23 protein-coding genes and 1 pseudogene are annotated in these 26,752 nt (G+C 72.9%); 6 read left to right on the top strand and 18 right to left on the bottom strand.

Features of this window, described 5'->3' with window-relative positions:
* Nucleotides 1-59: 59 nt before the first annotated feature.
* Nucleotides 60-1,580: an aldehyde dehydrogenase family protein gene (locus LZ604_RS06585; protein WP_234513324.1), complete on the bottom strand. Its 1,521-nt coding sequence runs from the start codon at nt 1,578-1,580 to the stop codon at nt 60-62.
* A 192-nt stretch (nt 1,581-1,772) separates the two neighbouring features.
* Between LZ604_RS06585 and LZ604_RS06590 the strand changes: the two genes are divergently transcribed.
* The gene (locus LZ604_RS06590; RefSeq protein WP_234513325.1) at nt 1,773-2,549 is read left to right on the top strand and encodes a hypothetical protein; all 777 of its coding nucleotides are present in this window, start codon (nt 1,773-1,775) and stop codon (nt 2,547-2,549) included.
* 1 nt (nt 2,550) lies between these two features.
* On the opposite strand, the pseudogene LZ604_RS06595 reads toward LZ604_RS06590, so the two are convergent.
* Nucleotides 2,551-2,757: pseudogene (locus tag LZ604_RS06595) on the bottom strand (LysR family transcriptional regulator); the annotation flags it as partial.
* Between LZ604_RS06595 and LZ604_RS36190 the strand changes: the two are divergent.
* The gene (locus LZ604_RS36190; RefSeq protein ID WP_372482103.1) at nt 2,665-3,219 is read left to right on the top strand and encodes an MFS transporter; all 555 of its coding nucleotides are present in this window, start codon (nt 2,665-2,667) and stop codon (nt 3,217-3,219) included. The pseudogene LZ604_RS06595 and the gene LZ604_RS36190 overlap by 93 nt on opposite strands.
* On the opposite strand, the gene LZ604_RS06605 is transcribed toward LZ604_RS36190, so the two are convergent.
* The 5 genes from LZ604_RS06605 to LZ604_RS06625 all read right to left on the bottom strand — a co-directional run bounded on the left by LZ604_RS06605 (nt 3,212) and on the right by LZ604_RS06625 (nt 8,193).
* Entirely contained in the window at nt 3,212-4,201 is a 990-nt protein-coding gene (locus LZ604_RS06605; RefSeq protein ID WP_234513326.1) for a malate dehydrogenase, read from the bottom strand. The genes LZ604_RS36190 and LZ604_RS06605 overlap by 8 nt on opposite strands.
* Before the next feature lie 383 nt (nt 4,202-4,584).
* Entirely contained in the window at nt 4,585-5,607 is a 1,023-nt protein-coding gene (locus LZ604_RS06610) for a helix-turn-helix domain-containing protein (RefSeq protein ID WP_234513327.1), read from the bottom strand.
* Nucleotides 5,608-5,745: 138 nt separating this feature from the next.
* Nucleotides 5,746-6,315 (bottom strand): helix-turn-helix domain-containing protein, encoded by a 570-nt coding sequence (locus LZ604_RS06615; protein ID WP_234513328.1) that lies wholly within the window; start codon nt 6,313-6,315, stop codon nt 5,746-5,748.
* 521 nt (nt 6,316-6,836) lie between these two features.
* Nucleotides 6,837-7,349: a DUF3017 domain-containing protein gene (locus LZ604_RS06620; protein ID WP_234513330.1), complete on the bottom strand. Its 513-nt coding sequence runs from the start codon at nt 7,347-7,349 to the stop codon at nt 6,837-6,839.
* A complete protein-coding gene (locus LZ604_RS06625; protein ID WP_234513332.1) occupies nt 7,339-8,193 on the bottom strand; it encodes a bifunctional methylenetetrahydrofolate dehydrogenase/methenyltetrahydrofolate cyclohydrolase in 855 nt (284 codons plus the stop codon). Before LZ604_RS06625 ends, LZ604_RS06620 begins: the two co-directional genes overlap by 11 nt.
* A gap of 260 nt (nt 8,194-8,453) precedes the next feature.
* Here LZ604_RS06625 and LZ604_RS06630 point away from each other — a divergent pair, with 260 nt between their 5' ends.
* Nucleotides 8,454-9,032, top strand: a complete 579-nt coding sequence (locus tag LZ604_RS06630; RefSeq protein ID WP_234513334.1) for a hypothetical protein — start codon at nt 8,454-8,456, stop codon at nt 9,030-9,032.
* 76 nt (nt 9,033-9,108) lie between these two features.
* Here the strand turns inward: LZ604_RS06630 and purH are convergent, their stop codons facing one another.
* Nucleotides 9,109-10,677: a bifunctional phosphoribosylaminoimidazolecarboxamide formyltransferase/IMP cyclohydrolase gene (gene purH, locus LZ604_RS06635; RefSeq protein WP_234513335.1), complete on the bottom strand. Its 1,569-nt coding sequence runs from the start codon at nt 10,675-10,677 to the stop codon at nt 9,109-9,111.
* Nucleotides 10,674-11,321, bottom strand: a complete 648-nt coding sequence (gene purN, locus LZ604_RS06640; RefSeq protein WP_234513336.1) for a phosphoribosylglycinamide formyltransferase — start codon at nt 11,319-11,321, stop codon at nt 10,674-10,676. The genes purH and purN overlap by 4 nt, the downstream gene beginning before the upstream one ends.
* Before the next feature lie 352 nt (nt 11,322-11,673).
* Here purN and LZ604_RS06645 point away from each other — a divergent pair, with 352 nt between their 5' ends.
* On the top strand, nt 11,674-12,456 hold the full coding sequence (locus LZ604_RS06645; RefSeq protein ID WP_234513337.1) for a hypothetical protein: 783 nt from the start codon (nt 11,674-11,676) through the stop codon (nt 12,454-12,456).
* A gap of 351 nt (nt 12,457-12,807) precedes the next feature.
* On the opposite strand, the gene LZ604_RS06650 is transcribed toward LZ604_RS06645, so the two are convergent.
* Complete coding sequence (locus LZ604_RS06650; protein ID WP_234513338.1) at nt 12,808-14,409, bottom strand: cell division protein PerM; 1,602 nt, start codon at nt 14,407-14,409, stop codon at nt 12,808-12,810.
* Nucleotides 14,410-14,505: 96 nt separating this feature from the next.
* Here LZ604_RS06650 and LZ604_RS06655 point away from each other — a divergent pair, with 96 nt between their 5' ends.
* On the top strand, nt 14,506-15,348 hold the full coding sequence (locus LZ604_RS06655) for an RNA polymerase sigma factor (protein WP_308283568.1): 843 nt from the start codon (nt 14,506-14,508) through the stop codon (nt 15,346-15,348).
* A gap of 88 nt (nt 15,349-15,436) precedes the next feature.
* On the opposite strand, the gene sucD is transcribed toward LZ604_RS06655, so the two are convergent.
* The 8 genes from sucD to LZ604_RS06695 all read right to left on the bottom strand — a co-directional run bounded on the left by sucD (nt 15,437) and on the right by LZ604_RS06695 (nt 25,259).
* Nucleotides 15,437-16,321 carry a succinate--CoA ligase subunit alpha gene (gene sucD / locus LZ604_RS06660; RefSeq protein ID WP_234513340.1) on the bottom strand — a complete coding sequence of 295 codons (885 nt, stop codon included), beginning with the start codon at nt 16,319-16,321 and terminating at the stop codon, nt 15,437-15,439.
* Nucleotides 16,322-16,342: 21 nt separating this feature from the next.
* A complete protein-coding gene (gene sucC, locus LZ604_RS06665) occupies nt 16,343-17,524 on the bottom strand; it encodes an ADP-forming succinate--CoA ligase subunit beta (RefSeq protein WP_234513341.1) in 1,182 nt (393 codons plus the stop codon).
* 543 nt (nt 17,525-18,067) lie between these two features.
* On the bottom strand, nt 18,068-18,421 hold the full coding sequence (locus LZ604_RS06670; protein ID WP_234513342.1) for a hypothetical protein: 354 nt from the start codon (nt 18,419-18,421) through the stop codon (nt 18,068-18,070).
* Nucleotides 18,411-18,689 carry a hypothetical protein gene (locus LZ604_RS06675; RefSeq protein ID WP_234513344.1) on the bottom strand — a complete coding sequence of 93 codons (279 nt, stop codon included), beginning with the start codon at nt 18,687-18,689 and terminating at the stop codon, nt 18,411-18,413. Before LZ604_RS06675 ends, LZ604_RS06670 begins: the two co-directional genes overlap by 11 nt.
* Nucleotides 18,690-18,932: 243 nt before the next feature.
* The gene (locus LZ604_RS06680; RefSeq protein WP_234513346.1) at nt 18,933-20,174 is read right to left on the bottom strand and encodes a hypothetical protein; all 1,242 of its coding nucleotides are present in this window, start codon (nt 20,172-20,174) and stop codon (nt 18,933-18,935) included.
* A gap of 206 nt (nt 20,175-20,380) precedes the next feature.
* Complete coding sequence (locus LZ604_RS06685) at nt 20,381-21,616, bottom strand: VWA domain-containing protein (protein ID WP_234513348.1); 1,236 nt, start codon at nt 21,614-21,616, stop codon at nt 20,381-20,383.
* Entirely contained in the window at nt 21,613-24,087 is a 2,475-nt protein-coding gene (locus LZ604_RS06690; RefSeq protein ID WP_234513350.1) for a DUF5682 family protein, read from the bottom strand. Before LZ604_RS06690 ends, LZ604_RS06685 begins: the two co-directional genes overlap by 4 nt.
* A complete protein-coding gene (locus LZ604_RS06695) occupies nt 24,084-25,259 on the bottom strand; it encodes an ATP-binding protein (RefSeq protein ID WP_234513351.1) in 1,176 nt (391 codons plus the stop codon). The genes LZ604_RS06690 and LZ604_RS06695 overlap by 4 nt, the downstream gene beginning before the upstream one ends.
* Nucleotides 25,260-25,391: 132 nt before the next feature.
* Here LZ604_RS06695 and LZ604_RS06700 point away from each other — a divergent pair, with 132 nt between their 5' ends.
* Nucleotides 25,392-26,744 (top strand): SWIM zinc finger family protein, encoded by a 1,353-nt coding sequence (locus tag LZ604_RS06700; protein WP_234513352.1) that lies wholly within the window; start codon nt 25,392-25,394, stop codon nt 26,742-26,744.
* Nucleotides 26,745-26,752 lie beyond the last annotated feature (8 nt).

The following is a 26,752-nucleotide window of genomic DNA, read 5'->3' on the forward strand; positions in this document are numbered from 1 at the left end:
TTGCTCCATGGGTGGGGTGAGCGAAAGGCGGGGAGGTGGGGGGCGGGGGTCGGTGGATGTCAGCCCGCGAACCAGCGGACCGGCTTCGGGGCGAGGTTCTGGTAGACGTGCTTGGCCTCGCGGTACTCGGCGAGACCCGCGGGGCCGAGTTCGCGGCCGACGCCGCTCTTGCCGAAGCCGCCCCACTCCGCCTGCGGGAGGTAGGGGTGGAAGTCGTTGATCCATACGGTGCCGTGGCGCAGCCGGCCGGCGACGCGGCGGGCCCGGCCCGGGTCGGTGGTCCACACGGCGCCGGCGAGGCCGTACTCGGTGTCGTTGGCGAGCGCCACCGCCTCGTCCTCGGTGCGGAAGGTCTCCACGGTCAGGACGGGCCCGAAGACCTCCTCCCGTACGACCTTCATCTCCCGGTGGCAGTGGTCGAGCACGGTCGGCTCGTAGAAATAGCCGGTGGCCGGCCGGGTCTCGTCCGGCGCCGGGCGCTTGCCGCCGCAGCGCAGCACGGCGCCCTCGGCGAGCGCGGAGGCGACGTACGCCTCGGTCTTGGCGCGTTGCTGGGCGGAGACCAGCGGTCCGCACTCGACACCCTTCTCGGTGCCGCGGCCGAGGCGTATCCGGCCCGCGCGGTGGGCGAGTTCGGCGACGAAGCGTTCGCGGACGGACTCCTCGACGATGAGGCGGGAGCCGGCCGAGCACACCTGACCACTGTGGATGAAGGCCGCGTTGAGGGCCTGGTCGACGGCGGTGTCGAAACCGTCGTCGGTGGCGCAGGCGTCCGCGAAGACGACATTGGGGTTCTTGCCGCCGAGTTCGAGGGCGACCTTCTTCACGCCGACGGCCGCGGCCTGCGCGACCTTCGTGCCGCTGACGAGTCCGCCGGTGAAGGAGACCAGGTCGACACCGGGGTGCTCGGCGAGCCGGGCGCCGACCGAGTGGCCGGGGCCGGTGACGATGTTGGCCACCCCGGCGGGCAGTCCGGCCTCGACGAGCAGCTCGATCAAGGCGATGGTGGTCATCGGGGTGATCTCGCTCGGCTTGATCACGAAGGTGTTGCCGGCCGCGAGCGCGGGGGCGATCTTCCAGCTGGCCTGGAGCAGCGGATAGTTCCAGGGCGTGATCAGGGCGCACACCCCGACGGGCTCGTGGACCACGACACTGTGGATGTCGGGCGAGCCGGCGTCGACGACCCGGCCGGCGCTCTCGGCGGCGACGAGGTCCGCGAAGTAGCGGAAGGCGTCGGCGACGCAGTCGATGTCGACGCGGCCCTCCTCCAGCGTCTTGCCCGCGTCGCGGCTCTCCAGGAGGCCCAGCTCCTCGCGGTCGCGCACCAGGAGATCAGCGACACGGCGCAGCAGCGCGGCACGTTCGGCCGCGGACGTACGCGGCCAGGGTCCCTCGTCGAAGGCGCGGCGGGCGGCCGCGACGGCCGCGTCCGCGTCCCTGTCGTCACCCTCCGCGACCAGGGCGAGCGGCTCGGCATCCGCGGGGTCCAGGATCTCGCGCGTGACGCCGGAGAGCGCCGCGCGCCACTCCCCTGCCACATGGATGGTCCGCGCTGCCTGCCGTATGCGCTGTCTCGCCATGATCGGTATTGCCTTCCGTTCCTCTTCGGTCGCCCCGTGCCACACGCGTGTCACCCCCCTTGGGCTGCGAGCGCCTGCCCTTCCACCGGGGATGCATGCGTCCGTGTGACCGAAAGTGCTCCGCGTCACTGAAAATGCGGTCGAAAAGGGTGAAAAGTACGCTGAGCCTGAGCTACTGGTGGAGGTGACGCGATGTTCCGGACGCATGGCTTCACGATCGCGACGTGCGCGACGGTGACGGCCGCGACGATGGGTCTGCTGGTCTCCCCCGTACTGGGCGGCGTGTCGTCGGCCGACATGGGCGGCGACCAGAGCCCGCAGCAACTGGCGGCACAGGCGCAGGGCGCTCTGCGGAAGGCGACCTCGGTCCGCATCCGCTACGAGGACCGCAGCTCGACCGCGATGAACAGCCTCACCCTGCCCACGGAGATGAACCTCGCACTCGACAGGCGGGGCGACTGCGCGGGCACCCTGACCCTCGGCACGCGCGGCGGCACGGTCCAGATCATCAAGCGCGGCACCGATGTGTGGCTGAAGCCGGACACGACGTTCTGGACGGCGGAGCTCCCGGGCGGACGGGGCGCCGCGGCGGCCGAGACGTTCAGAAACCACTACATCCACGGCTCCGCGTCCGACAAGCTCTTCAGCGGCATCGTCAACGTCTGCAACCTCAAGGACCTCCAGTCGGCCGCGACGGCGACTCCGCCCGCCTCCCTGAAGGAGGGCCTCGCGACGATGGTGGGCGGCAGGCGGGTGGTCCCGCTGTCCTTCGAGATGAACGGCCTGACCTCGACGCTGTACGTCACGACGGGCACACCGCACCGCCTGTACCGCGCGGCCCAGAAGGGCCCGGGCACGAACCTGACCCTCACCTTCACGGACTACAACGTGCCGGTCTCGCCCAGGATCCCGCCCGCGAGCGCGTCAATGGACGTCTCGAGGCTGCAGGACCTGCTGCGGCCGGCCTGAGTCAGGGTCTTCCGGTGGGCGCCGGGCCGGCTCCGGCGCCCACCTGCCAGTCCCGCGCGAGGTCGCGGACACAGCCGCGCAGCCATGCGTGCGCCGGATCGGCGTCGTGGCGCGGATGCCAGGCGAGCCCCATGTGCAGCGGCGGAAGCGGCAGCGGCACAGCGAAGGTGACAAGGCCCAGCTCCGCGGCGAGCGGCAGCCCCCAGGAGGCGATCTGGTCGTCTCCGCCGGCACCGGGCTGTCCATGCCCGCCCTGACCTTCGGCGTCGTCAGCTCGCTCCCGGCGCACCAGGCGGGACTCGGTTCGGGGCTCGGCACCACGGCCCGCGAGACGGGCGCCGCGCTCGGCGTCGCGGTCACCGGCACCGTCCTGGCCGCCCACTCCGACCTCCCGCACGGCATGGGCCCGGCGCTGCGCACGGTCGCCCTGGTGGTGCTGGCGGCGACGGCGCTGGTGGTGGCGGGGTACGGCGCCGGCCCGGAGACCCGGACGGTCACGGGCGGCCGCGCACGCACCCTGACGCCCTCGGGCCGCCCAGAGCGGCACCGCGTCCACGGCCGCGCCCACACGGCCGCGGAGCGGAGACACCCGCGGGTCCCGTTCCGGAGGAAACCGGAGCGGGACCCGCTTTGGGCTTGCGGCGCTACCGCCGAAGACGTTCTCAGATGAGGCCGAGCGAGCGGACCGCGTCGCGCTCCTCCTCCAGCTCCTTCACCGACGCGTCGATGCGGGCGCGGGAGAACTCGTTGATGTCCAGGCCCTGGACGATCTCGTACTTGCCGTTCTCGGTGGTGACCGGGAAGGAGGAGATCAGGCCCTCCGGGACGCCGTAGGAGCCGTCCGACGGGATGCCCATGGAGGTCCAGTCGCCCTCGGCCGTGCCGTTGACCCAGGTGTGGATGTGGTCGATGGCGGCGTTGGCGGCGGAGGCCGCGGAGGACGCCCCGCGGGCCTCGATGATCGCGGCGCCGCGCTTGGCGACGGTCGGGATGAAGTCCTCGGCCAGCCACTTCTCGTCGTTCACGACCTCGGCGGCGTTCTTGCCGGCGACGGTGGCGTGGAAGATGTCCGGGTACTGGGTGGCGGAGTGGTTGCCCCAGATCGTCAGGCGCTTGATGTCGGCGACCGAGGTGCCGGTCTTCTTCGCGAGCTGGGTCAGCGCACGGTTGTGGTCGAGGCGGGTCATCGCGGTGAAGCGCTCGGCCGGCACGTCCGGGGCGGCGGCCTGGGCGATCAGGGCGTTGGTGTTGGCCGGGTTGCCGACGACGAGGACCTTGATGTCGTCCGCGGCGTGGTCGTTGATGGCCTTGCCCTGGGGCTTGAAGATGCCGCCGTTGGCCTCGAGGAGGTCGCCGCGCTCCATGCCCTTCGTGCGCGGGCGGGCGCCCACGAGGAGGGCGACGTTGGCGCCGTCGAAGGCGACGTTCGGGTCGTCGCTGATGTCGATGCCCTGCAGGAGCGGGAACGCGCAGTCGTCGAGCTCCATGGCCGTGCCCTCGGCGGCCTTGAGCGCCGGGGTGATCTCCAGGAGGCGCAGCTTGACCGGCACGTCCGCGCCGAGCAGCTGGCCGGAGGCGATGCGGAAGAGCAGTGCGTAGCCGATCTGGCCGGCCGCGCCGGTGACGGTGACGTTCACGGGAGTGCGGGTCATGGCGTTCTCCGTATGACAGCTGGCGGTGGGGCGTCGTCGCCCCGGGGTTGCGGGATCCCTGCCGCCGGCTCGTGGCCGACGCCCACCGCGATGATCGATCAAGGGTACGAATGATCGATCTCTTGGCGTCAAGAGAGATCCAGCCGTCAGGCTATCGCGCATCCGTGATCCGGGTCTGCCGGGCCCGTGTGGCCCGTCCCACAACCGGCTGAGGCGGCGGCCGTCCGCTCCGCAGAGGGGGACTGAGCGGCGGCCGCCGCCTGGGGGGTGTCCGGCCGGAAGGTCCGTCGGCCTCCCGGCACTGCCGGACTCCCGTGGGGGTACCGTGCGCCTGCCCCATGACGGCGGGCTCATGCGTGGTCGGGGCGATGTTTTTCCACGCGCTACTTCGTGCACCCCTTGCGCCCCGACGCCAGCGTCACGCACGCCTTCGCGGCAGCCGGGTCCTTGACGGCCAGCATCGGGGTGTAGGCGTCCGTGTCCGTGGCTTCGGTGACCGACCCGGTCTGCCTGGCCGGCCCCCCTGCGGACACCTCGATCCTGTCGCCGCGCGCCGCCCGGGTGATACGGGCCCATGCGGCCCCGCATGTCCTGCTGTACCTGACCTCGACGAGGGTCGTGCCGACGGTGACGCTGCTGGTGCTCCTGGCCAGCGTGCCGCCGCAGCCCATCTTCTCCGGATCCCTGCCGGTGCAGCTCGCCCCGCCGCACTTGACGCCCGACGGCAGTTCGGGGAGCGCGCTCGCCGATGTCGCGGCCCGTTCGGGCGATGCCGTGGGCCTGTTTCCGTTGCCGCCGGTCAGAAGGAAGACCGCGGCGATCACCGCGAGCGCCCCGGCCATGCCCGCGAGGAACATCACCAGCCGTCGCTTGTACGGCCGGTCCCCGGTGTCCGGCCGGGTCCCGCCGGGCGGGCCGCCCGGTGCCGCCGGTCCGTACGTTCCCGGCATATCCGGCGCCGGTCCGAAGGTTCCCGGCGCCGCGGCCGGGCTCGTGATCCCGAGCGCCGCCGCGGCACTGCGGGCCGCCTTCCCGGTGTGCGCCCCGGGCTCGGCGGCCGCCGTCTCCGGCTCCGCCGGCGCGGCGCGGGCCTGGGAGATCCGCAGGGCGTCCACGGTCGCGTCATGGCGCATCTCCGAGCGGCTCCAGGCACGCTCGGCCAGCTCCCACAGGGTGGTCAGATGGACGGGATGGGCGCCGGTCACCTCGGCCAGGGCGACGACGGCCCCCTTCGGCGCGAGCAGCCGACCGCCCAGATAGCGCTCCCAGGACGTCTTGCCGTAGCCCGTGCGGTCCGCCACGGCGGAGACGCTCAGACCGCTGTGCTCCACGAGCCGCCGCAGCTGTTCCGTGAACTCCCGCACCTGCGGATCGAGTTCCTCGGGCAAGGACTTCCAGCGAGGCATCGCTTCCCCCTCATTCCCCCGGTCCCGAGGGGAACGGTAGCCGGGCTCGGTGAGCATTCGGGGCACATCCGCGAACTTGTCGACGCATCGACACAACAGAGACACGGCGGCGACCTCAGGAGCCACACCGGACTCAGGTCAACCGAGCGTCACGGCACCGACCAGGGCGACGACGAGCAGCGTCAGCAGGGCGAGGAGCGCGGCGATCAGGAGGCGGCGCCCGGCGGGCCGCTGCGGGGGCACCTCCTCGGGCCGGTCCCACCACGGAACCGTCGGATCGTCCTCGTACTCCCCGGGTACGGGAGCGTCGGCCGGGGGGAGAGACGGGCCGTCCGCCGGTCCGGGCGTGGAACCGCTCGGCGGCGGCACGGGACCGTCCGCCGGTACGGGCAGGGGGCCGCCGCCCGCCGGTGCGGGCGCCGGGGCCGGCTGGCGGGGCCAGGCCTGCACCGCCAGCTCCCAGCGCACACCGAAGCGTTCGGCCTCCTCGGCCGGGATCCCGGCGACCCGGCACAGCGCGGCGACCGCCTGGCGGGGCGGCGGCTGGGTGGCGTTGAGGTAGCGCTGCCAGGACGACTTGCTGTACGCGGTGCGTGCGCCGAGGGCGACGAGGCTGAGTCCGGTGCGGTCCTTCAGGAGCCGTAACTGCTCCACGAAGTGCCGTACCTCCGGCGGCAGATCGTCCGGCAGCGGCTGCCAGGCGCCCATCGCTCACTCCTCCGCGTTACCCGGCCCGAAGGCGTCCGTCCGTTCGATTGACGGTGCCAGGGGCGAGGTCGGTTCCGGGGCGAGTCGCGGAGACGGTAGCGGAATGGTCACTTCCGTGCCACAGCCGCCCGCCAGGTGTTGAACAGCTCACCCACGTACACAAGGGTGTTTCCCGGGCGGCTCGACCGCCCCGGGCGCCCGGCCTCCCACGGGGGAGAGGCCGAGCGCCCCTTGTCTTCCGGTCCTTGTTCTTCGTTCCACTTCCGGCCGGAACCGTGCCGATTCCGGCCCGCACCGTGTCGAAGGCCGTCCCGTTCCGTCCCGTCGGCGCCCATCGGGAATCCGGGCCGGTCGCGGTGAGCCACTGCGACGCCGCCCGCGGCTGCCGCACAACCCGCAGCCGCCGTACGGACAACCGCCCACGGCCGACCGCCCGGCGCGTCCTCGGCGCATACGACGGCGGGCCGCCCCTCCGGGAGAAGGGGCGGCCCGCCGTGGTGTGCGCCGGGAAGGCCGTGGCCTCAGGCGCGGACCGTGAAGTGCAGTGTGTCGTCCAGGAACGGTATCTCCAGCCACGGGTGGGGCTGGGCCATCAGTGCGAGCAGGACGATGGCGAGGCCCAGGACGCCGTAGGTCACCATGTCGGTGAAGCGGGACCGCACCGCGAGCATGCCCACGTCGGGCAGCGTCCAGCGCATCACGGCACCGCCGAGCAGGGCGACGCCGATCAGGATCGTGCCCAGGCGGAACGCGTCCAGCGCGGTCAGCAGCAGCCCGAGCCCGACGACGGCCAGCACGGCGAGGATCGGCCACTGCCGGGCGGGCGCGGGCGCGTCACCGGGCGCGGCCCGGCCGCCGCCCTCGGGCCGCGCGGTGTCCCGGGTGATCCTCGGGAACCTCCGGGTCGTCCGCTCGGGCCGCCCGGCTGCGTCCGCAGCACTGACCGCGCCCGGGACGACGGGCTCGGTGTCCGCCTCCCGCCGCTGTGCGGTGACCTTCTCCCGGGTTTCCTCGGGCCTGCCGTCAGCCGACACTGCGCTCCGCCGCCTCGACCACGTTGACGAGCAGCTGGGCACGGGTCATCGGACCCACGCCGCCCGGGTTCGGGGAGATCCAGCCGGCCACCTCGGCGACGTCCGGGTGGACGTCGCCCACGATCTTGCCCTCGGCGCTGCGGGAGACGCCGACGTCGAGGACGGCGGCGCCGGGCTTGACGTCCTCGGGCCGGATGAGGTGCGCGGAGCCCGCCGCGGCGACGATGATGTCGGCCCGCCGCAGATGCGCCGAGAGGTCGCGGGTGCCGGTGTGGCACTGGGTGACCGTGGCGTTCTCGCTGCGCCGGGTCAGCAGCAGCGGCATCGGGCGCCCGATGGTCACACCCCGGCCGACGACCACGACCTCGGCGCCCTTGATCTCCACGCCGTAGCGGCGCAGCAGGGTGAGCACGCCGTTGGGGGTGCAGGGCAGCGGCGCCGGCTCGTTCAGCACGAGGCGGCCGAGGTTCATCGGGTGCAGGCCGTCCGCGTCCTTCTCCGGGTCCATCAGCTCCAGGATCCGGTTCTCGTCGATGCCCTTGGGCAGCGGCAGCTGCACGATGTAACCGGTGCAGTCCGGATCCTCGTTCAGTTCGCGGACGACCGCCTCGATCTCCTCCTGAGTGGCCGTCGCGGGCAGTTCACGCTGGATCGACGCGATGCCTACCTCCGCACAGTCGCGGTGCTTGCCCGCGACGTACTTCCGGCTGCCGGGGTCGTCCCCGACCAGGATCGTGCCGAGGCCGGGCGTGATGCCCTTCTCCTTCAGCGCCGCCACGCGGGCGGTCAGATCGGACTTGATCGCGGCTGCGGTGGCCTTGCCATCGAGAATCTGGGCGGTCATGGCTCCCATCCTCGCGGATGACCCGCCCCCGGTTCCAATCCGGGCACCCGTCGGCGTCACGGCCGGTTTCCGCCTTGACCCGAGAGGTTGCGCTTGCACAACACATACGAAATGTCGCTGGACAAAGGTGCGAGCGCTTTAGAACGATGAACGGCGGTGCCGCGGGCAGTATCCGGGGGGACGGACCGTAACTGCAGAACTTTCCTCCGATCCATGCCGCGCTCGTCCCCGCACTTGAGCAGACGGAGGAAGAACCGCTCATGAGTTTCGGTGAACCGAACAACCCCTACGGCCCGCCCCAGGGCCAGCAGCCGGGCTACGGCTACCCGCAGGGCCAGCAGCCCGGTTACGGCTACCCGCAGGCCCCGCCGGCGCCGGGGGGCTACGGCCAGCAGCCGGTCCTGACGACCATGCCCGGCACGGTCGGTGCCGCCCGGGTGCTGCTGTGGGTCATCGTCGGCCTGCAGCTGATCGGTGCGGGCATCTTCGCCGTCGGTGCGGCCGGCGTCCACGCCGCCAAGAACAACGCGCAGTACAAGGACGACTCGAGCTTCCAGCAGCTCGCGGACTACTCGACCGGCTGGCTGTGGGCGGTCGCGGTGTTCGCCATCGCCTGGGCGGTGTTCGCGATCGTGCTGGCCGTGAAGTTCAACACCGGTGGCAACGGCGCCCGGATCACGATCCTGGTGTTCGCGATCATCACCGCGATCCTCGGCATCTACCCGTTCATCCTCGTGGGCCTGCTGCACACGGTGCTCGCCATCCTCATCGCCGTCTTCGTCGGCAACTCCAACGGCTCCGCCTGGTTCAACCGGCCCAGGCAGCAGACCGCGTACTGACGACCCGAGCGGTCGCGCCGCGGCCTCCGGTCTCCCCGACGGGGAGGCCGGAGGCCGCCGGCATGTCCGGCGCGGCTCAGTGGAAGAAGTGGCGCGTGCCGGTGAAGTACATGGTCACGCCCGCCTTCTTCGCGGCCTCCACGACCTGCTCGTCACGGATCGAACCGCCCGGCTGGACAATCGCCTTGACGCCCGCGGCGATCAGGATCTCCGGCCCGTCGGGGAACGGGAAGAAGGCGTCCGAGGCGGCGTAGGAACCGCGCGCCCGCTCCTCGCCCGCCCGCTCGACGGCCAGCTTGCAGGAGTCCACGCGGTTGACCTGGCCCATGCCGACGCCGACCGAGGCGCCGTCCTTGGCGAGCAGGATGGCGTTGGACTTGACGGCGCGGCAGGCCCGCCAGGCGAAGGCCAGCTCCTTCAGCTCCTCGGCGGAGAGCGCCTCGCCCGACGCCAGGGTCCAGTTGGCCGGGTCGTCGCCGTCGGCCTGGAGACGGTCGGTGACCTGGAGGAGGACACCGCCGTCGATCTGCTTGGCCTCCACGCGGTTGGAGGGGCCGTTCGGGGCCTTGAGCACCCGGATGTTCTTCTTCTTGGTGAGGGCCTCAAGCGCGCCCTCCTCGTAGCCGGGCGCCACGATGACCTCGGTGAAGATGTCGGCGACCTGCTCGGCCATCTCCCGGCTCACCGGCCGGTTGACGGCGATGACACCGCCGAACGCGGACAGCGGGTCGCAGGCGTGCGCCTTGCGGTGCGCCTCGGCGACGTCCGCGCCGACCGCGATGCCGCAGGGGTTGGCGTGCTTGATGATGGCGACGCAGGGCTCGTCGTGGTCGTACGCGGCACGGCGGGCGGCGTCCGTGTCCGTGTAGTTGTTGTACGACATCTCCTTGCCGTGCAGCTGCTCGGCCTCGGCGAGGCCGCCCGTGCCGTCGGTGTAGAGGGCGGCGTCCTGGTGCGGGTTCTCGCCGTAGCGGAGGGTGTTCTCGCGCTCGTAGGTGGCGCCGAGGAAGTCCGGGAAGCGGGACTCGTCGACGGGCGCGTACGACGACGCGAACCAGGAGGCCACCGCCACGTCGTAGGCCGCCGTGTGCCGGAAGGCCTCGGCGGCGAGCCGCTTGCGGGCGGCGAGGTCGAAGCCGCCGTCCTTGACCGCGGCCAGGACGTCCGCGTACCGCTCCGGGCTGGTGACCACGGCGACCGACGGGTGGTTCTTGGCGGCGGCGCGGACCATCGACGGGCCGCCGATGTCGATCTGCTCCACGCACTCGTCCTGCGAGGCACCGGAGGCGACGGTCTCGCGGAACGGGTAGAGGTTGACGACGACCAGGTCGAACGGCTCCACGCCCAGCTCGGCGAGCTGCTCACGGTGGCTGTCCAGACGCAGGTCGGCGAGGATGCCGGCGTGGACCTTGGGGTGCAGGGTCTTGACCCGGCCGTCCAGGCACTCGGGGAAGCCGGTCAGCTCCTCGACCTTGGTGACGGGGACACCGGCGGCGGCGATACGGGAGGCCGTGGAGCCGGTGGACACCAGCTGGACACCGGCCTCGTGCAGCCCGCGGGCCAGCTCTTCCAGCCCGGTCTTGTCGTAGACGCTGACGAGCGCGCGGCGCAGGGGCCGCTTGGTGCTCTCGGCGGTGGCGGTCACTGGATAACTACCTTTCGTCCCTCAATGCGATAGCCGTTGCGGGCGAGCCGCCCCACGACCTCGACGAGCAGCCTTCGCTCGACTTCCTTGATGCGTTCGTGCAGAGCGCTCTCGTCGTCCTCGTCCCGGACCTCCACCACGCCCTGAGCGATGATCGGCCCGGTGTCGACGCCGTCGTCGACGAAGTGGACGGTGCAACCGGTGACCTTTGCGCCGTACGCGAGCGCGTCACGCACGCCGTGGGCTCCGGGAAAACTGGGCAGGAGCGCGGGATGGGTGTTGACGAACCGCCCGCCGAACCGTGCGAGGAACTCCTTCCCCACGATCTTCATGAAGCCCGCGGAGACGACGAGATCGGGCTCGTACGCCGCGACGGCCTCGGTGAGGGCCGCGTCCCAGGACTCCCGGCTGTCGTAGTCCTTGACCCGGCACACGAAGGTCGGCAGCCCGGCGCGCTCGGCGCGGGCGAGGCCCTCGATGCCGTCGCGGTCGGCACCGACGGCGACGACCTCGGCCCCGTAGGCGGGACCGGTCTCGGCGATGGCGTCGAGGAGCGCCTGCAGGTTGGTGCCGGACCCGGAGACCAGGACGACCAGGCGCTTGGCCGCGGACTCGGAGGCGGTCTCGGCCACGGACTCGGCCACGACGGGGCCCTTTCTCGGGAGAGCGTTCGTGCGGTCGCTCGGAGAGCATGCGCTCGGGAGAGCATTTGTATGGTCGTACGAATGCTTCGCACGCCCGGATACGGGGAAGTCTACGAAGCGGTCGACCGTCAGCAACGATACCGGCACACCGGACGACCCCCGCGGGACGGGGGCGCGTCCGGGAGGTAGCGTCTGCGGAGAACCGCCCGGGGGAGCGGATCGACGCGGGGGAACGCCGCGCCTGCGCGGAACGTTGATCCGTATGAGTACGCCCGCCCGGGCGCGCCCGCCTCGCGGCCCGCTCCGCCGATCAGCCGCCCGCCAGAACCACCAAGGGGAAGACGCACACCTGATGCCGGACCGCAGTCTCCGACTCCCTCCGCTGCTGCTGCGCGAGCGGCACCCTTCGCCCGTGCCGCCGCGGGAGAGCGGCGAGACCTCCGGCGACGGGGGTGACTCCGCGAGCGGTGGTCGGGGCCAGGGGGCACCCGCGGACGACAACCCGTTCGCGCCGCCGCCGGAGGGGACGCCGGACCGGCCCTGGCGGCCGCGCCACCCGGAGCCAGGCCGTGGGCAGGGGCAGGACGGCTCCGACGACGAGGGCGGACGAGCTCCGTGGGGCAGCCAGTGGAGCGACCGGCAGCCCGGCCCGGCATCGGGCGGCCGCTTCGGCGAGCGTCCCGGCGGCTCCGGCGGGCAGGGTGGCCCCGAGCGGCCCGGCGGCCCGGGTACCGGTCTGCGCTGGGACCCCACGGACCCCGCGCAGCGCCGCGCGCGCTATGCGCTGCTGGGCGGTATGTGGGCCTTCTTCTTCGCCCTCTTCAGCTGGCCGTACGTGGCCCTGCTGCTGGGAGCGCTGTCGTTGTACTGGGGCGTGAGCGCGCTGCGCGCCAAGCCCGCCGCCTCTCGCTCGAACAGCCCGGCGCCCGCGCCCCGCCCGCAGACGACGGCGGCGGTCAGCGGTCTGGTCACGGCGTCCCTGGCGCTCGCGATGGTGGCGGCCATGTTCACGTCCCAGCTGGTCTACCGCGACTACTACACGTGTCTGAACGACTCCCTGACGGCGGCGGCGAAGCACTCGTGCAACGACCTGCTGCCGAAGAACCTCCGGGGCGTCCTGGGCACACAGGACTGAGCCGGGCGGTCCCGGGCTCCGTCGGGCTCGTCGGGCGGCCGGTCAGCGGTCTGGTCACGGCGTCCCGGTCGAGGCCGTCGCGGCGCCGGTGTTCCCGGAGCCTGGCGGGATCGCCAGGGTCGGCCGGGGCTGGGGGCAGGGCTGGTCAGCGGTTGGTTCCGGGGACCGGGCCGGCTCGCTAGGGGTTCGCTTCGGGGACCGGGAAAGAGCTCGCCACCGGTTCGCTTCGGGGACCGGGAAAGAGCTCGCCGGCGGTTCGCTCCGGAGACCGGGAAAGAACTCGCCCGCAGTTCGCTCCGGAAACCGGGAAAGAACTCGCCCGCAGTTCGCTCCGGAGACCGGGCCGGGTCGCTAGGGGTTCGGTGCGGGGCCCGGCGGGGGCTCGCTCCTGCCGAAGTCCGACAGGAACGGGTCCACCTCCCCCGACAGCACCTCGTACGGCTTGAGATCGGGGTCCTCCCACAGGGTGATGTCGCCCGGCCTGCGGACCCCCGCCGGTGCCGGTACCAGCGGCGGCGGAGCCGAAGGCGCGGGCACCACGGAGGATTCCGGTACCGGCCGGGGCCGCCGCATCCGCCGTCCGCGCCGTTCCGCCTTCCCGGTCCCGCGCAGCCACCAGGCCCGTACGCACAGAGCCACCGGCATGCCCACACCCACCGTCCAGACGGCCGCCGCACCGCCCACCTGCCACCCCACAGGCCCCAGGTGCGCAAGCGCCGCCACGCCGAGCGGCCCTCCCGCCGCCTGTGCGAGCCCTCCGAACAGCGCCCCGCACAGCAGCCCGGCCATCGTCATCGCCGCGGTCGTCCGGCCGGCCGACCACACCCCGTCCCGGCTCCGTCGCCGCCCGCGGCCCCCGCACGCCGCCCCCGCGACGAACCACCCGACCGTCACCCCCGCCGCGGCCGGCACCGCGCCCATCGCCCACAGCAGCGGCCCGGCCCCCGTGGTGGGCACCGCCGCCAGCAGCGGAAACGGCGGCAGGAGGGCCGGGGGCCGCGCCGTCGACAGCGGTCCGATCACGTGCCCGGCACCCAGCAGGAACCCGGGCCCGAGTCCGTAGGCCGCGCCCCACACGGCCGCGTTCGGCAGCAGCGCCGCCGCCAGCAGCAGCACCGCGCACCGCCCCGACCACCCTCCCGTGAGTTCGAGGAACGACGCCCGCGTGGCACCGCCGTGCCACACCAGCGAGGCGCCCACGAGCAGCGCGCCGGCACCCACGAGCGTGGCCGTCCCGGCCAGGGCGGCCCGCAGGACCGACGGGCCGGTCCGCCCGCCGGGGCGCACCGTCCCGGCGGTCGGCAGGCGTCGCCCGGCCGAGGGCAGCCGCTCGAGCACCCGGCGCACGGGCCACGGCACCGCCGCCTGCGCCGTCCATACGCCCACTCCCGATGTCACCACGGTGACCAGGGGCAGGCTCACCGCGGTCCAGGTCCACGCCGGCCGCAGGGTTCCGCCCGAGGCGTACAGCGCCGCCATCGCGCCGACCCCGAGATAGCCCGCCGCCACGCCGGACCATGCCGTGCCCGCGGCGACGAGCGGCTCGTCGCCCTCCCCTTCCCCGCCGTCCTCTCCGTCCTCTCCGTCCTCTCCGCCCACCGCGTCGCGCCCCGCGCGGTGCAGCAGCCACACCGGCACCACGGCCAGCAGCAGCGGCGTCACCCCGACGGGCGCGGGCACCCCGGAGAGCGTCTCGGTGCGCACAAGTTCGACACCGTGGGCCAGCAGCCACACCGAGGCCGCGAGGTGCAGCGCGCCCCCGGGACCGGTGTCGGGGAACGGTGAACTGATCCACAGCACGATCACGAGCACGGCGAGCGAGCCGAGCCCCAGCACCGCGGCGACGGCGCCGTCCAGGAGGCTGCCGCCCAGCCCGGCCCATCGGTCGCGCGACCGGGCGGGCGGAGACGACGGCGGGGTTCGGCGGTCGGTCCATCGGGTCACGCCCGCCATGCTCCCAACGACACGCGCTTTCCCGTCGTAACAGGGCAAGCTCCGATGTGTCGCCCAATATATGTTTATGTTCTTTTCTGCACGGAGGGTCGCCCTGTGACACAGAGCCCTGTCTCCCCGCAACCGCGCCCGGCGCGGCCCGCCGTGACGCCCTCTCAGGCCTTCGACGCGTTGTACGGGTCCTGCGCCCCCGCCCTCGTACGGCAGACGTATCTGCTCACCGGCCGCCGAGAACTGGCCCGCGAGTCGGTCGAGCGGGCCTTCCAGCAGGCGTGGCAGCGCTGGCCCGAGGTGGCCGTGGACCCCGATCCTGCGGGATGGGTGCGGGCGGCGGCACACGACTGGGCGCTCTCGCCCCGGCACCGCTTCCGCCTGCGCCACCGGCGGGCCGAGCCGCCTCCCGCCGACCCGTCCGACCGCGCGCTGCTGCACGCGCTGCTGACGCTGTCTCCGGCGCGGCGGCGCACACTGCTGCTCCACGACGGCGTCGGCCTCGGTCTGCCGGAGGCCGCCGCCGAGACACAGGCGAGCACTCCGGCCGCGGCGGGCCGGCTGCTCTTCGCCCGGGAGACGCTCGCCGCGCTGGTACCGGACCAGGCGGCGCCGGAGGTACTGCGGCGCAGGCTGGACGAGCTGGCCACCGCTCAGCACCTCCACGCGGCCCGGCCGCCCTCGGTCCGGTCCCGGGCCGAGCGGCGCACCCGGTGGGGGACCGTCGGGGCCCTCGCCTTCACTGCCGCGATCGTCGGCGCGACCACGCAGACCCTGCGCATGGCCCAGGACCATTACGAACGACCCGTGCCCCGGGGGACGGAGATCCGGGACCTGCCGCCGCGGGTGGCGCAGGGCCCGCTCTCCGAGGAGCAGCTGGAACTGCGAGCGCTCCTGGAGTCCTCACCCCTTCACGGCCCGGAACGAGTGGTTCCGGAGGCCCGCTGACGCTTGTGCGCACACCCGGAAAAGCCGTTGGGCCCGCACTCCCTGAGGGGAGCACGGGCCCAACGGCGGTTCAGCCGGAGAGGAGAAGTCAGCCGGCCAGGATCTCGCGCGCCAGCTTGGCGGTCTCCGTCGGCGTCTTGCCGACCTTGACGCCTGCGGCCTCCAGCGCCTCCTTCTTCGCCTGGGCGGTGCCCGACGAACCGGAGACGATGGCGCCCGCGTGACCCATGGTCTTGCCCTCGGGCGCGGTGAAGCCCGCGACGTAGCCGACGACCGGCTTGGACACGTTCTCCTTGATGAAGGCCGCGGCCCGCTCCTCGGCGTCGCCGCCGATCTCACCGATCATGACGATCAGGTCGGTGTCGGGGTCGTCCTGGAAGGCCTTGAGGGCGTCGATGTGGGTGGTGCCGATGATCGGGTCACCGCCGATGCCGACGCAGGTCGAGAAGCCGATGTCGCGCAGCTCGTACATCATCTGGTACGTCAGCGTGCCCGACTTCGAGACCAGCCCGATGCGGCCCGGCTTGGTGATGTCGGCCGGGATGATGCCGGCGTTCGACTGGCCCGGGGTGATCAGGCCGGGGCAGTTCGGGCCGATGATGCGGGTCTTGTTGCCCTTCTTCCCGGCGTACGCCCAGAAGGAGGCCGTGTCGTGGACCGCGATGCCCTCGGTGATGACGACCGCGAGCGGGATCTCGGCGTCGATGGCCTCGACGACCGCGTCCTTGGTGAACTTCTCCGGGACGAAGATGACCGTGACGTCGGCGCCGGTCTTCTCGATGGCCTCCTTGACGGAGCCGAAGACCGGTACCTCGGTGCCGTCGAAGTCGACGACCTGTCCGGCCTTGCGCGGGTTCACGCCGCCGACGATGTTCGTGCCGGAGGCCAGCATGCGCTTGGTGTGCTTCTGGCCCTCGGAGCCGGTCATGCCCTGGACGATGACCTTGGATTCCTTGGTGAGGAAGATAGCCATGGTTGTGTGTGACCTCGTCCCTTACTTCGCGGCAGCAGCCAGCTCGGCGGCCTTGTCGGCCGCGCCGTCCATGGTGTCCACCCGCTGGACGAGCGGGTGGTTGCGGTCGTCCAGGATCTGGCGACCCAGCTCGGCGTTGTTGCCGTCGAGACGTACGACCAGCGGCTTGTTGACCTCTTCGCCCTTGGACTCGAGGAGCTCCAGGGCCTGCACGATGCCGTTGGCCACCGCGTCGCAGGCGGTGATGCCGCCGAAGACGTTGACGAAGACGGACTTGACGTCCGGGTCGCCGAGGATGATCTCCAGGCCGTTGGCCATGACCTCGGCGGAGGCGCCACCACCGATGTCGAGGAAGTTGGCGGGCTTGACGCCCTTGTGGGCCTCGCCGGCGTAGGCGACGACGTCCAGGGTCGACATGACCAGACCCGCGCCGTTGCCGATGATGCCGACCTCGCCGTCGAGCTTGACGTAGTTGAGGTTCTTCTCCTTGGCGGCCGCCTCGAGCGGGTTGGCGGCGGCCTTGTCGTGGAGCTCCTCGAACTCGGGGTGACGGAACTCGGCGTTGTCGTCCAGCGACACCTTGCCGTCGAGGGCGATGACCTCACCGGAGGCGACCTTGGCGAGCGGGTTGACCTCGACCAGGAGGGCGTCCGACTTGACGAAGGTGTCCCACAGCTTGACCAGGACGTGCGCGACCTTGTCGGCGACCTCGGCCGGGAACTTGGCCGCGGCCACGATCTCCTGGGCCTTGGCCTCGTCCACACCGTCGATGGCGTCGATCGCGATCTTCGCGACGGCCTCGGGGCGCGTGGCCGCGACCTCCTCGATCTCCATGCCGCCCTCGACGGAGGCGATGGAGAGGAAGGTGCGGTTGGCGCGGTCGAGGAGGAAGGAGACGTAGTACTCCTCGAGGATCTCCGGGGCGGTCTCGGCGATCATGACCTTGTGGACCGTGTGGCCCTTGATGTCCATGCCGAGGATGTCCGTCGCGCGGGCGACCGCCTCGTCCGGGGTGGCGGCGAGCTTCACACCACCGGCCTTGCCGCGGCCACCGACCTTCACCTGCGCCTTGACGACCGACTTGCCGCCCAGCCGCTCGGTGATCTCGCGCGCCGCCTCAGGCGTGTCGATGACTTCACCGGCCAGCACCGGTACACCGTGCTTGGCGAAGAGGTCCCTCGCCTGGTACTCGAACAGGTCCACGCGCTTCCGTCCCTATCAGTGATCTCGCGGTTCGTTGGATGCGTGGGCGTGCCGCGAAGGGCAACGTGACGTCCGCATGTGTCACAAGGGAGGCGCACACGGTGTCCGAGCGCGCGGCATGTCCGTCTCGCAGGTTATCGCCGCTTGAGGTGGGGCTCTAAATCGCAGATCACACCTGAGCGGTGATACCTGTCACACGTGCACGCGACGCCGCGCGCCGGGGAGGGTCCCACCGGGTTGGGGTTGGCCCGGTGGGACCCCTTCTGCCGCCCCGGGAGGGGCGCGAGGCGAGTGGTCCCCACCCCAATGGGGCCACTCGCCCGGTCCACGGGGTTTCGGTGGGGCAGGCCGACGGCTTTCGGCCACCCCGGTGCCTCATTCCCCGCGGAGTCGATGGGACGCCTTACGGCGTCGCCGTTCAGAGGGAGTACCTGCCGCCAGGGCCCGAGTGCAGGTAGTCCGGGGTGACGGACGCGGCGGCGCCCCGGGCGCCGGTCACCGCGTGGCCGGCCAGCGAGCCGGCGGCCGACCCCGCCGTCCCGGTCAGATCACCGGCGAACGGTGCCGCCGGAGCGGTGACGCCCTGGGCGAACGAACCGGCCTCGTTTGCGGCCCCACCCGCAACGGCCGCACATCACCCGTCACGCCGTACGCCAGACGGGTGATGCCGTCCGGCACCCCGTGCACGACGGGCTGCACGAGACCGTCCGCCGTCCGCACGACCTCGTTCGCCGACTGCACAGCCGGCCGCACCGAGCCGGCCACGCCCTGCACGAAGGGCTGCACCTCGGCAGCGACGCCGTACGCCGCCCCCCTTGCGTCCACGGCCACGCCCTCGGCGAACGGGGGAACCTGTCCGGCGACCCCGCCCGCGAACGGCCGCACCTCACCCGCCACGCCGTACGCCGGCCCCGTCGCGGCCGGGGGCGGCGCCGTCCACCGCCGTACCGTGCGCGACCTCGGAGACGGTGTGCTGCACGTCGGTCACGACCCCGCCCACGGTGCCGGTGACCGCGCCGACCGTGTCCGCGGTGTCGATGCCCACATCGGGCGTGGAGACCGAGGACGCCGGCAGCTCGTCCGCGCTGGCGACGGCCGAGCCGAGCGCCCAGCCGCCGGTGACACCGGCGGCTATGACGATGGAGCGGCGGATGTTGTTGTTCATGTGTGCGTCAGATCCTTCGGATCGGGTTCCGGGAGTTCGGGACCACCGCTGCCGAGTTCTGTCGCCGGTGTCGGCAGGGGCCGACGGCTTCATGGGCGGTCGGGGGACCGGCGGCCATGGATGCGGTCCGGCTGCCACGGCTCGGGTCGGATGGCTTCCGTCCGGGGACCGGAGGGGTGTCCGGACGGCGGGCAGACCTGTTCCGCCCCCACGTGGAAGAGCTCGCGGGGAGGAGGTACCGCCCTAGCCGGGGAACTTTGGGATGTTCCGGTGGCGGTCCCGGGTCCCGTCCGCGGTGACAACCGCGGTGGCGCCGGGCAGAAGCCGCAGCGGCGCCCGGTGGTGCGGCGCGACGGCGTGCCCGTCACCGTGCCGCGATGCACGGTCGTCGCCCGCCGAGTGCGCGTCAAACACGCCGAACACCCCGTTCGGCGCGCCGTCGGGCGACTGGGGCAGGGGTGCGTGCACAGGCCGCGGGAGGCGGAGGGCACGGCGCGCGTACCGCCCGGACGCCGCGTCGGCCCCGGTGATCCGCGGCCCTTGGCCCCAGTCCTGCCGCTGCTCCCCCGGCCGGTGGCGCCGCGCGCCGCCGACCGGCCGCTCCTGCACCGACGGCATGGGCAGGGTGCGCGCGGGCGGTGTCTGCACACCCGGCGGCCCCGGCGCTCCGGGGAACCCCGGCAGATCCGGCAGACCGGGAAACCCCGGGCTGGACGAAACGGGCGGGGTCGACGGGACCGAGGGTGATGAAGGAACCGACAGAACCGGCGGGAGTGACGGAACGGGCAGGATTGACGGGATCGAGCGGATGGGAGGGAGGGGCCGGATGGGCCGGAGGGGCCCGAGGGGCCGCAGGGGCCGCAGGGGCCGGATCGATGGGGTGGACGAAATGGGCGGTATGGGCGGGATGGGCGGCCGACGTGACAGCTCGTCCGCCGATTCCTCGGACACCGTCCGCAGGAAGCCCTCGCCGGACTGTAGGAGGCCCTCGGCGCGGGACCGCGCCATCTGGCGGATGGTGGACAGGGAGCCGGTGTCGGACACGGATCCGGTGTCGGACAGGAAGCGGGTGTCGGACACGGATCCGGTGTCGGACAGGAAGCGGGTGTCGGACAGGGAGCGCCTGTTGGACGCGGGGCGAGTGCCGCCCGCGGGGCGAGTGCCGGCTGCGGAGGGGTGGGCTGCCTGACGGGGAGAGCCCTGAACCGCCTGCCGAGCCTCGCTGCTGACGGTGCCTTCGACGTGCCGGACCGCCTTCTCGACCGGCCGCACCACATCGGGCGGAGTGCCGGCCGCGGCGGGGGCGGTCGGAGCCGTGGAGGCCACGGGTGTTCCCTCCACCGCATGGGCCTGCCCCTCGCAGAGGAACCCCAGTGCGAACAACCCGCCCACCAGCAGTGCCAGATGCAGCGCACGCCGCCCCGCCGCCGTACGCATCACGTGCAGTGCGGCACCGGCGAAGGGCAGTGCGGCTGGCGGGGTCACAACGGGGAGAGCCTCCGTGCGGCGGATCGAGGCGGTACGGGCGACACGGCGCACCGCCGAGGATTGAAGCGCCGACGATCCTTGCACGGCCCTCCCGTCGCCGCGCAAGCCCCCTGTTACCGATGGGTAGTCATATCCGTTTTCCTCCTTGCTTCAAACAGTGCCCGGTTTGGGTGACGGTGCTCGCCCTCGTCATCTCGCCCCGCTCATGCGGTCTCCGGTATCGGCAGGGCCCGCTTCTCGATCGCGGCCGCCATCACCTCCGGGAACAGTTCGGGTGTGCACGCGAACGCCGGCGCCCCCAGTGCCGCGAGCCCCGCCGCATGGTCACGGTCGTACGCGGGGGCCCCGTCGTCGGAGAGCGCGAGCAGCGCCACGAACTGCACCCCGGACGCCTTCATCGCCGCCACCCGCTTGAGCATCTCCTCCCGGATCCCTCCTTCGTAGAGGTCACTGATGAGGACCACGACCGTCTCCGTGGGCCGGGTGATCCGCGACTGGCAGTACGCCAGCGCCCTGTTGATGTCCGTGCCGCCGCCGAGCCGGGTGCCGAAGAGGACGTCGACCGGGTCGTCGAGCTGGTCGGTGAGGTCCACCACGGCCGTGTCGAACACGACGAGCCGGGTCGCGAGGGACCGCATGGACGCCAGGACCGCTCCGAACACCGATGCGTACACCACCGACGCCGCCATCGACCCCGACTGGTCGATGCAGAGGACGACCTCCTTCTTCACGGACCGGGACGCCCGCCCGTACCCGATCAGCCGCTCCGGCACGACCGTGCGGTACTCCGGCAGGTAGTGCTTGAGGTTGGCGGCGATGGTGCGGTTCCAGTCGATGTCGTGGTGGCGGGGCCGGCGGATACGGGCGCTGCGGTCGAGGGCGCCGTCGAGCGTGGCCCGGGTGCGGGTGGCGAGCCGTTTCTCGAGGTCCTCGACGACCTTGCGCACCACCGCCCGCGCCGTCTCCCGGGTGGTCTCCGGCATCGCCTTGTTCAGCGAGAGGAGTGTGCCGACCAGGTGCACATCCGCCTCGACGGCCTCGAGCATCTCCGGTTCGAGCAGCAGTGTGGACAGGCCGAGCCGGTCGATGGCGTCGCGCTGCATGACCTGGACGACGGACGACGAGAAGTACGTCCGGATGTCCCCGAGCCAGCGCGCGACGGACGGCGCCGACGCCCCCAGCCCCGCCGAACGGTCCCGCCCTCGACGCGGTGTGTCCCCCTTTCCGTACAACGCGGTCAGCGCCCCGTCCATCGCCGCGTCCCGCCCGGTCAGCCGGCGCCCGGTACCGTCCGCCGTGTCTCCGCCGAGCACGAGCCGCCAGCGCCTCAGCCGCTCGTCGAGCCCGGCCGCAGCCGCCGTACCGGCCGTACCCGCCGTGCCGCCGTCCTCGCCCGCGGATGGCGTGGCCGCCTCACGGCCGGTCGTGTCCGCGCTCATCGGGCCACCCCCACCATGTCGTCGACATCCCTGCCGTCGGACTCGTCGAGACCGACGGACTCGCCCAGACCGGCGGACTCGTCCAGCCCCCTGCCGTCCGACGCGTCCGTATCACCGCGGCCGGGGTCGTCCAGGCCGAGCAGCAGCCGCACCACCGGGACCACCGCGTCCGCCCGCCCGGAGTCCAGGTCGGGCGCGAATCCGGCGTAGCCCGCGCCGACGGCCGCCGCGCTCCCCGGCGCGTCCGGCCCGCGCCGCACCAACTCGCCCAGCGCACGCCTGACTCCCGGTTCGTACGCCGAGAACGTGCGCCGCAGCAGGGGCAGTACGCCGGTGAACGCCTCCGCCGGCACCCCTGTCAGCCATGTGTCCACGAGCCCGAGCAGCCGCTCGTCGTGCACCAGCAGCATCCCGCCGCCGGCGCCGCCTCCGACGAATCCCTCGATCCACGCGGCCGCGTCCGCCGGCGCCGTACCCGGCGACAGCGCGAGCCCCATGAACCGTGCGGCCTCGCCCGGCTCCAACTCCCCGTCGTCCAGGAGAAGTCGCACGGCACGCCCACGGACGACGCCTGCGACGGTGTCCCGGCCGGACAGCACCCGCAGCACGGCACGCCACCGCTCTCGTATCTCCCCGGCGGCCGCCACGGCCCCCTCCGCCAGCAGCCCCACCGCCACGTCCACGGCATCCAGATGACGGCGCATCTCCTCGGCCGCGTCCGTGTCGAGTGCGGTGCACGCCGGTGGCAGCCCGACGAACACCCGCTCCGCGAGACCTGCCGCGACCTTTGCCAGTGCCCGGGTGTCCGTGCCGCGCACGTCTCCGTAGCGCAGGGAGCGGACCAGAGCGGGCAGAGCCTGGGCGAGATGGCCGACGTCGGCGTCCAGGGCCGCCCGGTCGGTGAGCGCCCGCATCACCACGGGCAGCGCGTCCGGGAGTTCCGCCAGCAGGCACCGCTCGGCGAGCCCGGTGACCTCCGCGAGCGCCCGCGCCGCGACCGCGTCCGCCTCGGCCTTGGCGGTCGCGGCGGCGATCACGGTCGTCCCCCACACCCCCGCCTCGGCGACCCGCACCGCCAGCTCCGGCTCCCAGCTCAGCCGCCAGGTCTCCCGGAACGTGCCCGTGCTGCCCCGCGAGGCCGTGGGCTCGCCCCAGTCGACGCCGAGGAGACGCAGCCGGTGCAGCAGCCGGCTGCGCCCGGCGTCGGTGTCCTTGCGCAGGTCCAGCTCCACCTCGCGCTCCCCCGGCTCCGGTTTCAGCCGCAGCCGCTTCTGGAGCCGCGCCAGGTCGCGCTGCAACGGCACGGCGGGAGCCGACGCCGGTACCTCCCCCAGGACGTCGCCTACCACGAGACGGTCGCGCACCAGCGACAGCGGCACGTCCGAGCCCTCGCACATCACCGCCCGGACCGCGTCGGTCGTCTCGGACAGCCCCGGCAGCGGGCGCCCGCGCAACGCGGCGAGCGTGTCGGCGAGCCGCACCGCCTCGATGACGTGTGCGGACGACACGATCCGGTCCTCCTCCCGGAGCAGCCCGGCGACCTTCGTCAGCCATCGCTCGACGGGACGGTCGGGAGCGGCGAACAGATGCGCGTACCAGCCGGGCGAGTCGATCCCCGCCCCGTAACCACCGGCCCGGGACAGCCGCCGGTGGGTCCAGGGCACCCAGGTCATGTCCGTCTTCACCTTGGGCAGCCCCTTCAGCAGGGCGCGGTCGGCGGCGACGGCGGTCGTGCGACGCAGCGCGGGCACATGCCAGGCCCCGCACACCACGGCCACCTCGAGGCCGAACTCCCGGACGTTCGAGCGCACTTGGAGCCGCATATACGCCTCCCGCACGAGATCGCGCCGGTGCCCCCCGGTGCCGTACTCCTCCCGCAGCGCCGTCATGGCCTCCTCGAGGGCCGTGAACGGCGCGAGCGCGTCCTCGCCGCCCACACCCCGGTGCTCGACGACGTCCTCCCACCACCGCTCTGGGTCGTCGTACCCGGCGGCCTCGGCGAGCACGGCCAGGGGGTCGACGCGCACGGCGTCGCCGGAGCCGAGCCCCGATCCGGGCCCCGGTTCCGGATCCTCCCCGGCCGGAGGTTCCGCTTCGGCCCCGGGCGCGGGTGCCGGCTCCTCCTTGTCCCAGGCCAGCGTGTGTGTCGCCGGCAGGTCGACGAACCGGGCCGGGACCCGGTGCTCCAGGGCCCACCGGAGCGCCACCCACTCCGGGGAGAACTCGGCCAGCGGCCAGAACGCCGACCGTCCTGGTTCGTCCACGGCGTGGGCGAGCAGCGCCACCGGCGGCCGCATCTCCTCCTCCGCCGCGAGCGGGATCAGGGCATCCGCCTCCGGCGGTCCCTCGATCAGCACCGCCCGGGGCCGCGCCGCCTCCAGTGCGGCCCGTACAGCGCGGGCGGAGCCCGGCCCGTGGTGCCGCACCCCGAGCAGCAGCGGCCCCTCCGCGGAGGGGGAGCCGCCGTTCATACGGTCACCTCGCGGCACGCCCGGTAGAAGTCCGTCCAGCCCTCGCGCTCCCGGACCACCGCCTCCAGATACTCCTGCCAGACGACACGGTCGGCCGCCGGATCGCGGACGACGGCGCCGAGGATGCCCGCGGCCACGTCACTCGCGCGCAGCACGCCGTCCCCGAAATGGGCGGCCAGTGCGAGGCCGCCGGTGACGACGGAGATGGCCTCGGCGGTGGACAGCGTCCCACTGGGCGACTTCAGCTTCGTCCGTCCGTCGGTGGTCACTCCGTCGCGCAGCTCACGGAAGACCGTGACGACGCGGCGGATCTCGTCGATGCCGTCGGGCACCGCCGGCAGGTCGAGCGAGCGGCCGATCTGGTCGACCCGGCGCGAGACGATGTCCACCTCGGCGTCCGCGCTCTGCGGAAGCGGCAGCACCACCGTGTTGAAACGGCGGCGCAGGGCGCTCGACAGGTCGTTGACCCCGCGGTCGCGGTCGTTGGCCGTCGCGATCAGATTGAAGCCGCGGACGGCCTGCACCTCCTGCCCCAGCTCCGGTATCGGCAGGGTCTTCTCCGACAGGATCGTGATCAGCGTGTCCTGCACGTCGGCCGGGATCCGGGTGAGCTCCTCGACGCGCGCGACCCTCCCTTCGGCCATGGCCCGCATGACGGGGCTCGGTACGAGCGCGTCGCGGCTGGGGCCGTGCGCGAGCAGCCGCGCGTAGTTCCAGCCGTAGCGGATCGCCTCCTCCGGCGTCCCGGCCGTGCCCTGGACGAGCAGGGTCGAGTCGCCGCTGATGGCCGCCGCCAGGTGCTCGGACACCCAGGTCTTGGCCGTGCCCGGCACGCCCAGCAGGAGCAGGGCGCGGTCGGTTGCGAGCGTGGTGACGGCGACCTCGACGATGCGGCGCGGACCGACGTACTTCGGTGTGATCACCGTGCCGTCCGGCAGCGTGCCGCCCAGCAGATAGGTGGCCACGGCCCAGGGTGACAGCTTCCAGCGGGCCGGGCGGGGCCGGTCGTCCTGCACGTCCAGCGCGGCGAGCTCGGCCGCGAAGGCGTCCTCGGCGTGCGGTCGCAGGGGCGCGGACAGCCCCTCGCCGGGGCCCGCACCCGTGTACCCGTTCACCGGCGCGGACTCGCTCGTGTTCGGTTCGACGGACATCGGATCAACGGACACACGCATGGCCACATCCCCCTCGGCTCGGCCGTTTCGGATCTGCCACCAACCGTGCACCACACCACTGACAATGCGCGTTGACCTGCACACACACCATCACGACGGTTGATTGTCAGTGCCGGGACCTACCTTCGAGACATGACTGAGCAGGGGGTGCGCTGGACTGCGGAGCAGGTGCTGGCACTGGCGCCTGACGCCGCGTCACGCAGTGCGGGAAGCAAACTCGGCGCTGCCGGACCGTGGTCGGAGGCGGGCAGTTCCGACGAGGGGACGGTGTGGGGGCTGTGCAAAGGCAGTGGCAGCAGGCCGTACCAAACGGTCGTCGACCTCGCGGACACGGCCGGCCCGGCGTACCAGTGCAGTTGCCCGAGTCGCAAGTTCCCGTGCAAGCACGCGTTGGGACTGCTGCTGCTCTGGGCGGGCGGGGACGGGACGGTGCCGCGGGGGCCGGCACCCGACTGGGCCGAGCAGTGGATCAAGAGGCGCAGACACCGCCCGCGGGAACAGCGGCAGGCCACCGGCCCGGACTCCCCGAGGACCGCTGATCCGGAGGCGGCCCGGCGCAGGGCGGAGCGGCGGGCCGAGCGGATCACGGCGGGAGCGGCGGAGCTGGAGCAGCGGCTGACGGACCTGCTGCGCGGCGGCCTCGCCACGGCCGACCGGGACGGGTACGGAATGTGGGAGGAGACGGCCGCCCGCATGGTCGACGCCCAGGCACCGGGACTGGCCGCCCGGGTACGGGAGTTGGGGGCGATCCCGTCGTCGGGGCCGGGCTGGCCGGTGCGTCTCGTGGAAGAGTGCGCGCTGCTGCACCTTCTGGACCAGGGCTGGCTGCGTCGAGAGCGGCTGCCGGACGGTCTGGCGGCGACGGTCCGTTCCCGCGTGGGCCTCCCGGGCTCGCCCGGCGGTCCGTCGGTCCGTGACCGCTGGCTGGTCCTGGCCCAGTACGACACCTCGGACAGCCGTCTCACCACGCGCCGCATCTGGCTGCACGGCGCGGACTCCGGCCGGACGGTGCTGCTCCTCTCCTACGGGGCGGCCGGACGGGCACCCGAGCCGGCGCTGCCGGTGGGCCTGGCGCTGGAGGCGGAGGTGTCCGTGTATCCGGGGGCGGGGCATCTGCGGGCGGCGCTGGGCGAGCAGTTCGCGCCTGCGGCACCGGCGGGGATACGGCCGCCGGGCATGACCACGCCCCAGGCGTTGGCACGGTACGGACGGGCGCTGCGGGACGACCCGTGGCTGGACTCGTTTCCGGTGACGCTGGGCCGGGTCGTGCCGACACCGGTCGGGGACTCCTGGCAGCTGGCGGACGCGGAGGGCGGCACGGCCGTTCCCCTCACGCCGTCGGCGGGTGCCCGCCCGGGCCTGTGGCGTCTGGTCGCCCTGTCGGGCGGGGCGCCCGTCACGGTGTTCGGCGAGTGCGGCCACCGCGGCTTCAACCCTCTCACCGCCTGGCCGGAGGGCGCCGGGGAGGCGGTCCCGCTGTGCTGACGACACCG

This window comes from Streptomyces glomeratus (assembly GCF_021462825.1).
Taxonomy (GTDB): domain Bacteria; phylum Actinomycetota; class Actinomycetes; order Streptomycetales; family Streptomycetaceae; genus Streptomyces; species Streptomyces glomeratus.

Excerpts from the sequence above, each read along its gene's own strand:
- LZ604_RS06605 (WP_234513326.1), bottom strand. The coding sequence starts at position 4,201 with ATGACCCGCACTCCCGTGAACGTCACCGTCACCGGCGCGGCCGGCCAG.
- LZ604_RS06700 (WP_234513352.1), top strand. The coding sequence starts at position 25,392 with ATGACTGAGCAGGGGGTGCGCTGGACTGCGGAGCAGGTGCTGGCACTG.
- LZ604_RS06615 (WP_234513328.1), bottom strand. The coding sequence starts at position 6,315 with ATGGGCGCCTGGCAGCCGCTGCCGGACGATCTGCCGCCGGAGGTACGG.
- LZ604_RS06585 (WP_234513324.1), bottom strand. The coding sequence starts at position 1,580 with ATGGCGAGACAGCGCATACGGCAGGCAGCGCGGACCATCCATGTGGCA.
- LZ604_RS06630 (WP_234513334.1), top strand. The coding sequence starts at position 8,454 with ATGAGTTTCGGTGAACCGAACAACCCCTACGGCCCGCCCCAGGGCCAG.
- LZ604_RS06675 (WP_234513344.1), bottom strand. The coding sequence starts at position 18,689 with ATGAACAACAACATCCGCCGCTCCATCGTCATAGCCGCCGGTGTCACC.
- LZ604_RS06610 (WP_234513327.1), bottom strand. The coding sequence starts at position 5,607 with ATGCCTCGCTGGAAGTCCTTGCCCGAGGAACTCGATCCGCAGGTGCGG.
- LZ604_RS06695 (WP_234513351.1), bottom strand. The coding sequence starts at position 25,259 with ATGCGTGTGTCCGTTGATCCGATGTCCGTCGAACCGAACACGAGCGAG.
- LZ604_RS06690 (WP_234513350.1), bottom strand. The coding sequence starts at position 24,087 with ATGAACGGCGGCTCCCCCTCCGCGGAGGGGCCGCTGCTGCTCGGGGTG.
- LZ604_RS06650 (WP_234513338.1), bottom strand. The coding sequence starts at position 14,409 with ATGGCGGGCGTGACCCGATGGACCGACCGCCGAACCCCGCCGTCGTCT.
- LZ604_RS06590 (WP_234513325.1), top strand. The coding sequence starts at position 1,773 with ATGTTCCGGACGCATGGCTTCACGATCGCGACGTGCGCGACGGTGACG.
- LZ604_RS06645 (WP_234513337.1), top strand. The coding sequence starts at position 11,674 with ATGCCGGACCGCAGTCTCCGACTCCCTCCGCTGCTGCTGCGCGAGCGG.
- LZ604_RS06685 (WP_234513348.1), bottom strand. The coding sequence starts at position 21,616 with ATGAGCGCGGACACGACCGGCCGTGAGGCGGCCACGCCATCCGCGGGC.
- LZ604_RS36190 (WP_372482103.1), top strand. The coding sequence starts at position 2,665 with ATGCCAGGCGAGCCCCATGTGCAGCGGCGGAAGCGGCAGCGGCACAGC.
- sucD (WP_234513340.1), bottom strand. The coding sequence starts at position 16,321 with ATGGCTATCTTCCTCACCAAGGAATCCAAGGTCATCGTCCAGGGCATG.
- LZ604_RS06625 (WP_234513332.1), bottom strand. The coding sequence starts at position 8,193 with ATGACCGCCCAGATTCTCGATGGCAAGGCCACCGCAGCCGCGATCAAG.